4 protein-coding genes and 2 pseudogenes are annotated in these 5,457 nt (G+C 58.7%); 3 read left to right on the forward strand and 3 right to left on the reverse strand.

From position 1 onward, the window contains the following. The coding region (locus WCA53_RS24570) for a ChbG/HpnK family deacetylase (protein ID WP_423916573.1) at window positions 1-510 on the forward strand (510 nt) is incomplete at its 5' end. A gap of 436 nt (window positions 511-946) precedes the next feature. Further along, window positions 947-2,008, forward strand: a complete 1,062-nt coding sequence (locus WCA53_RS24575; RefSeq protein ID WP_423916575.1) for an EamA family transporter — start codon at window positions 947-949, stop codon at window positions 2,006-2,008. 40 nt (window positions 2,009-2,048) lie between these two features. Here WCA53_RS24575 and WCA53_RS24580 read toward each other — a convergent pair whose 3' ends face one another. After that, window positions 2,049-3,923, reverse strand: coding sequence for a potassium transporter Kup (locus WCA53_RS24580; protein WP_423916577.1), 1,875 nt, complete (start codon window positions 3,921-3,923; stop codon window positions 2,049-2,051). Window positions 3,924-4,139: 216 nt separating this feature from the next. On the opposite strand from WCA53_RS24580, the gene WCA53_RS24585 reads away from it, so the two are divergent. After that, window positions 4,140-4,742, forward strand: a complete 603-nt coding sequence (locus WCA53_RS24585; RefSeq protein ID WP_423916580.1) for a ParB-like protein — start codon at window positions 4,140-4,142, stop codon at window positions 4,740-4,742. Window positions 4,743-4,791: 49 nt separating this feature from the next. Here the strand turns inward: WCA53_RS24585 and WCA53_RS24590 are convergent. Both WCA53_RS24590 and WCA53_RS24595 read right to left on the reverse strand, forming a co-directional pair. Next, window positions 4,792-4,952 (reverse strand): annotated as a pseudogene (locus tag WCA53_RS24590) (acyl-CoA dehydrogenase family protein); the annotation flags it as partial. Window positions 4,953-5,125: 173 nt separating this feature from the next. After that, a pseudogene (locus WCA53_RS24595) lies at window positions 5,126-5,457 on the reverse strand (acyl-CoA dehydrogenase); the annotation flags it as partial.

Genomic DNA, 5,457 nt, shown 5'->3' on the forward strand with positions numbered 1-5,457 from the left:
TTCGAAGCGTTCGCCGCGACCGGGCTACCTCTCGATCACGTCAACACACACAAGCACTTCCATCTTCATCCAACAGTGTTGTCGCTCATACTCGAAATCGGTCGAGACTTCGGCATGCGAGCAATACGCCTTCCCCAGGAAACGCCCGCGCCGCTCGCGCTGCGCCCCTGGATCGCACTGGTCAAGGCGCGGCTCGACAACCATGGCATCGCCCACAACGATCACGTGACGGGCATCGCTTCTAGCGGAAGGATGGACGAAGCAGCCTTCATCAACGCACTTACCCGCTTGCCCAATGGCGTAACCGAAATCTATTGCCATCCGGCCGTGCCCGGCGAGTGCGCACTCACGCAATCCATGAAGCACTACCGGCACACCGATGAACTCGCCGCTCTGCTTTCGCCAAATGTAGCGGCAGCGATGGACGCAACATGCGCATTACGCGGAGGCTTCAGCGACATCTTTCCCGCTGATCCAAAGCCCTCGAAACGTACAGCGAAGAATGCATGACCGTGCGTAACCGCATGCATCAAGAGCAAGAGTAAGGGCCACGGCCAAGCAGGCGGCGGATACTTAGTGACACCTTACGCACGGCATCGACGCAAAAACAATGAGTCGTGGCGCGGCGAAAGCGAAAGGCGTGGGCGAGCGCCGGTGGTCTTCGCCTATTTCCGCATGGCTGCGGCGCTTGAGCGATGCGTAATCGCCGCATGCGAACATGCAGTAAAATTCGCCACGCGCTCGGAGCCCGAAAGGGCCGTGCGGCAAGAAAATCTGGCCGGCATCGCCACGCGCGACTTCGTCCACATTTGAAATGCCTGTCCTCGTCACCGCAGCAATCTGCCATGCTTCCGAACGGGACTTCCCGACCTGTCGCCAAGCATGGCTCGCGGGTTTTCAGGTCGATCCGTTTCATTCAATTCAGCCGCTCACCGCCCACACTTCCATGAACACTCGATTCAGTGCGGTAGGGACCGCACTATTGGCGGCCGCCCTGTTTGGCGCCGCCACGCCGCTGGCCAAGACATTGCTTGGCTCGCTTTCGCCGTTCCTGGTCGCGGGGCTGTTCTATCTGGGCAGCGGCATTGGCCTTGGCTGTGCCATCCTCGTCCAGCGCACCCGTCGCACAAAGAGCGAACGCACGCACGAGAGCCGTATTCAGGCAGCAGAAGTGCCGTGGCTGCTCGCTGCAATTGCCGCTGGAGGGATTGCCGGACCCGCGTTCCTGATGTTCGGACTAAGTAGCACGCCCGCCGCGACAAGTTCGCTTTTATTGAATCTCGAAGGTGTGCTCACGGCCGCCATCGCGTGGGTCGTGTTCCGCGAGAACGTTGACCTGCAGGTGTTTCTCGGGATGATGGCGATTGTTGCGGGGGGCGTCCTGCTGTCGTGGCACCCGGGTGTGACCTCTGCGCCTATTGGTGCGTTGTTGATCGTGTGTGCCTGTCTGTGCTGGGCTATCGACAACAACCTGACCCGCAAGATATCCACCAACGACGCCATGGTTATTGCGTGCTTGAAAGGGCTGGTCGCGGGGTCGGTGAACTTGACGATTGCGTTGATCTTGGGGGCACATTTGCCATCGGCGGCGACGGTGGCCGCCGCCATGGCCACCGGGTTTGCGGGCTACGGCGTGAGCCTTGTACTGTTCGTCGTGGCGTTGCGCAACCTGGGCACTGCGCGCACCGGTGCTTACTTCTCGGTTGCGCCGTTGTTCGGCGTCGCGCTTTCACTCATGATCTGGCCCGACGCACCGTCCGTTTTCTTCTGGCTCGCGTCTGTGCTAATGGCGCTAGGTGTCTGGCTGCACATTCGCGAGCGCCATGAGCATCCGCATACGCATCGTCCGCTTGCGCACAATCATCGGCATCGTCACGACGAGCACCATCAGCATGAGCACAGCTTTGCTTACAGCGGCGACAAGCCGCATACCCATGCGCATGTTCACTTGCCGATAACGCACTCGCACGCGCATTTTCCAGATATTCATCACCGCCATACGCATTAGGTTTCTTGGGGGTGGCGGGGTTCAGGCTCCCCCCTTTAACCTAAATGTTGATCTGCCCGCCCATCTCGACCACGCGATTCGGCGGCAAGCTGTAATACTCGGCGGCCTGCGCCGCGTTGCGCCCGAGAAACGCGAATAGCTTGTCACGCCAAAGCGCCATGGTCTTGCTCTCGCCTGTCGCACGAATGGTGTCGCGAGCCAGGAAGAAAGACGTGTCGGCCGCGTCGTAGGTCCAACCCGGAATTTGCTTCTCGATGACCTTCAGCAGCGCGGGCACGTCGGGAATCTCCATAAATCCATGGCGAACCGTGACGGCATAGCATTCGTCGCCCAAGTCCTCCACAACCGCCCTGTCCGCCTCCTTCACATGCGGGACGTTATCCGTCGTTCCCGCAAGAAAGATATTGGTCTGATGAAGCACCCGGTTGTGCTTCAGGTTATGCATGAAGGCGGTCGGCGTCATGCCCGCGACGCCACCCGGAAACACCGCCGTACCTTCCACGCGAGCAGGCGGATGGCTGCTTCTGCACAGCGAGTAAATGATTTCCTTAAGCGGAATATTTTCGGCCTTCATGCGGTCGATAAGCGCTTCGCGTCCACGATGCCAAGTTGTCATGACCGTAAATAGAGCGCCGCCTGCAAGCAACGGGAACCAGCCGCCTTCGAGCACCTTGCTGACGTTACTGGCTACGAACACTGCATCGACGACGGCAAGGGGACCAATCACCAACGCGATTTTGAGCGGCTTCCAGTGCCACAGGTCATGAGTGATGAAGTACATCAGCATGGTAGTCAGCAGCATGGTTGACGCTACAGCGATCCCGTATGCGGCGGCCAGGTTGTCCGAGGATTTGAAGAAGACCACGAGGAAGACAACCGCTGCAAACAGCGAGAGATTGATAAACGGGACATACACCTGTCCCATTTCATGCGTCGATGTATGGACGATAGGAATGCGCGGCAGGAACCCGAGTTGCACGGCCTGCTTGGTCATGGAAAATGCGCCAGAAATCACTGCCTGGGACGCGATGATCGTGGCCGCTGTCGCCAAGATAACCAGCGGCACGAGCGCCCAGCTCGGCGCCGACTCGAAGAACGGTTGTTGAACGGTCTTCGGGTTCGTCAGCACAAGCGCCGCCTGGCCGAAGTAGTTCATCGCAAGACTCGGCCAGACAAGGAATATCCACGCCACTCGAATTGGCTTTTTGCCGAAGTGTCCCATGTCGGCGTACAGCGCCTCACCACCGGTCAAGGCCAAGAAGACCGAGCCGAGTACGACGAATGCCGTGCCCGGGTTATGGGTGACAAAGCTCGCAGCAAAGAGCGGCGACGCGGCTTCAAGGATTCCAGGACGTTCGGCAATGTGAAGCACGCCAAGGGCGGCCAAAGTAAGAAACCAGATCACCATGACCGGTCCAAATACTTTACCCACCGTTGCGGTGCCATGCTTTTGAATCGCAAACAGCCCCGTCAAAATCACAAGCGAAATAGGGACGATCCAGGGCGTCAGGTTGGCGTCGACGAGCGTTACACCTTCCACGGCCGAAATGACCGAGATTGCTGGCGTAATCATGGAATCGCCGTAAAACATTGCAGCGCCGAATACGCCCAGCGTCAGCAGCACATGGCGCAAGCGGCGAGTAGCAACGCCCGACGCAAGTGCCGTCAACGCGAGAATGCCGCCTTCGCCGTCGTTGCCGGCACGCATCACGAAGGTCACATATTTCAAAGTGACGACAACAAGGATCGACCAGAGAATCAGCGACACGATGCCGAACACATTAGGCACGGTAACCCCGCCGGCGGCCTTCAAACACTCACGTAACGTATAGAGCGGACTTGTCCCGATATCGCCGAAGACGACCCCGATGGCCCCAAGTACCAGTGTGGACGGCCCCTGTACGGTCTTAGTCAAAGGCTCTGCAGTTGCTGACATTTAGCTTTCGCCCTGTTAAATAAATAGAGTGGCTTAGATGGAGTGGCACACAGGCTACTCGATTCCGATTGAAGGGTCTAACGATATTGTCGCAGGCTTCAGCCATGACTCGCGCGACGGTGACGACCGCAACTAGATTCATACTCTTTCCTCAAGTACCCTTTGTGGCGTTAGTCGACGATCGGAACAGAGAACATGCCAGCGCTTATCAGGCTCGAATTACAGCAGATTCATCCGACTCAAGTCACCGCAGGGATGCTTGAAGTCGAAGAAAAGCGAAAACACTTCGCGGCGCTATCGGCGGACGACCTTAAGCGTGCCCTAAAGGCCGCACCCATTCCGGTCGTGGTTGGCCGCGATGACGCCCACTACGCCATTGACCATCATCACCTCGCCCGAGCGCTTTCCGACGCCGAGATCGAGCAAGCGTATGTTGAAGTCGTGGCGGATCTGTCGAAGCTCAAAGGAGATGCGTTCTGGATTGAAATGGCAGCGAGGCAATGGGTGCATCCGTACGATGAACACGGCGTCTTGCACGGCGTTGCGGCGATCCCCAAGCAAGTCTCAGGGCTTATCGACGATCCGTACCGCAGCCTCGCCGCTTTCGTTCGCAATGCGGGCGGCTATACCAAGACGGCCGCACCGTTTGCGGAATTCCAATGGGCCGACTTCTTTCGAACCCGGGTCCGTCTCTGGACCACGCCGTCCCAGTTCAACGCTGCCGTACAGCAGGCCATTCATCTCGCAGCGAGTCCGGATGCGCTGATACTGCCAGGCTTTACTCGTGCTCGAGCGTGATGACCTTGATACCGTCGAGCGTCCAGTAGTCGCCTATTTGTCCCCGGTATCAGAACGACCGCGGCAAGCCGGGAACATGCTCGGCTACGTACGACAAGATCAGGTTCGTCGAGTTTTCGCGACCTGATAGAGACGCGTCTCGCGGAACTTGCGCTCCACCTCGTATTCGCACGCAAAGCCGAAATCGCCGTGAAATTGCAGGCAGGCGTTCGTCATCGAAGAACAGTTCGTTGGTCTCATGGTTGACCACCGCGCGTCTCGTCGATCTTGCGAAAGTACTCACCGGAAAATTGCTGGCACAGGTCGCGAACGGCTTCGCCGATGTCCTGATATGAGTCTGGCTGGATAGTTTGCATAACGATGAAAGAGCAAGCGATGCAAGGTCAGGCAAGCGTCGCGGCGGCACGCATCGTGAGGTAACCGTTGTAATCACGGGCCCACAGTTCGACCTCGTTGCCGTCGTCCGACGGCTTGCCGCAGAGCGTGAACGGATTGCCCGCGAAAGTCGGATGCAGTGCGGTGTATGCAAAGCCGCGCAGCTTTGCGGCGGGCTGCTCGCGGCGCACGAGATCGACAAGCAGCGTGGCAATCAGCGGCCCGTGCACGACGAGCGCCGGATACCCTTCTTCCCGCGTGGCGTACGGCTCGTCGTAGTGAATGCGGTGGCCGTTGAAGGTAAGCGCCGAATAGCGGAAGAGCAGCACCGGATCCGCTG

This window comes from Caballeronia sp. (genome assembly GCF_049581465.1).
GTDB lineage: Bacteria > Pseudomonadota > Gammaproteobacteria > Burkholderiales > Burkholderiaceae > Caballeronia.

What these genes read in the sequence shown, in the direction of transcription:
- WCA53_RS24575 (WP_423916575.1), top strand. Translation starts at nt 947, where the DNA reads ATGAACACTCGATTCAGTGCGGTAGGGACCGCACTATTGGCGGCCGCC.
- WCA53_RS24585 (WP_423916580.1), top strand. Translation starts at nt 4,140, where the DNA reads ATGCCAGCGCTTATCAGGCTCGAATTACAGCAGATTCATCCGACTCAA.